A 1,439-nucleotide genomic window follows, 5' to 3' on the forward strand; every position below is an offset into this window, starting at 1 on the left:
GTCAGGCCGCCGGCTACACGACCGTGCACTTCGAGTCGCTGCTGCTGCAGGTCGCCGACGTGGCCGCGGCCGAGGAGCAGACGCCCACCGGCCCCTATCAGCGGTTACTCGACCACGACGCCGAGCACGGCACCGAACTGGCCCCCACCCTGCGGGCCTATCTCGACGCGTTCGGCGACGTCAACGCGGCCAGCGCCCGGGTGCACGTGCACGCCAACACCTTCCGCTACCGGCTCAAGCGCCTGGTCGAGATCAGCGGCCTCGACCTGTCCGACCCCGACGCCCGGCTCACCGCGATGCTGCAGATGCGGATCTTCGGTCGCTAGCACGAGCCGTCCCGGCTTTTTCGTGGGCAGGCACATAGATCCGGATCTGCGCAGGCAGGAGGGTTGTGCACACCCCCCATGCTCGTCTGGAGTCCTCATGACAAAACCAGCAGTCGCGGCCCTCGCCGGGCTCGCCCTGCTCACGGCCGCGTGCGGAGGCACGACGAGCGGTCCCGAGCAGCAGGGCAAGCCGGCCACGGGCGGCACCTTCACATTCGCGATCCCGGCCGACCCCGGGGCTCTCGACCCCGCCATGGGCGTGCTGTCGGTCACCAACAACGTGCTCTCCCTCGCCTACGACACGCTCGTCTCCGTCGACGAATCGGGGAAGATCGTCCCAGCGCTGGCCGAGAAGTGGGACGTCAAGCCTGAGTCGGTCACCTTCACCCTGCGGAAGGGCGTCACCTGCTCGGACGGCTCACCGGTGACCCCCTCGAACGTTGCCGACAACGTCAACCACATCGCCGACCCCGCCACCAAGTCGCCCATCTACGGCGTGCTGGTGCCCGCGGGCATGAAAGCGAAGGCCGACGACGCCGCCGGCACCGTGACGCTGTCCATGCCCGAGCCGTTCAGCTTCATCCTGGAGAGCACGCGGACGATGTTCATCGTCTGCGGCAAGGGGGTGAAGGACCGCGCCTCGATCGCCCGGGCCACCTCCGGCAGCGGGCCTTACCAGCTCACCGAGGCCGTCCCCAGCGACCACTACACGTTCAAGGTCCGCCGCGACTACGGCTGGGGTCCCGCCGGCGCCACCGCGAAGGACCTGCCGGAGACGGTCGTGATGAAGGTCGTGCCGAACGAGCAGACCTCCGCCAACCTGCTCATCGCCGGCTCCCTCAACGGCGCCCTCTTCACCGGTGCCGACCGGTCCCGCGTCGAGGCGACCCCGGGCGTGACCAAGCAGTCGATCTCGGCGAACAACGGCCAGTTCTTCTACCACCAGGGTGAAGACCGGCCGGCCCGCGACCCGGAGGTCCGCAAGGCCCTCACACAGGCGCTCAACCTCCAGGAGTTGGCCGGCATCGCCTCCGGCGGCACCGGCAAGCCGGCCACCGGCCTGGTCTTGGCGCCCCGTCCCTGCCAGGGCGACTCCGTCGCCGGACACGTGCC

General features: G+C 69.7%; 2 protein-coding genes. Both read left to right on the forward strand.

The features are described from left to right. Nucleotides 1–326, forward strand: a 326-nt coding sequence (locus AB0J09_RS64640; protein WP_360714395.1) for a helix-turn-helix domain-containing protein, incomplete at its 5' end; no start/stop codon positions are given. A gap of 97 nt (nucleotides 327–423) precedes the next feature. Next, on the forward strand, nucleotides 424–1,439 hold a 1,016-nt coding region (locus AB0J09_RS64645), incomplete at its 3' end, for an ABC transporter substrate-binding protein (protein ID WP_360714397.1).

It is taken from the genome of Nonomuraea sp. NPDC049784 (assembly GCF_040659615.1).
Classification (GTDB): domain Bacteria; phylum Actinomycetota; class Actinomycetes; order Streptosporangiales; family Streptosporangiaceae; genus Nonomuraea.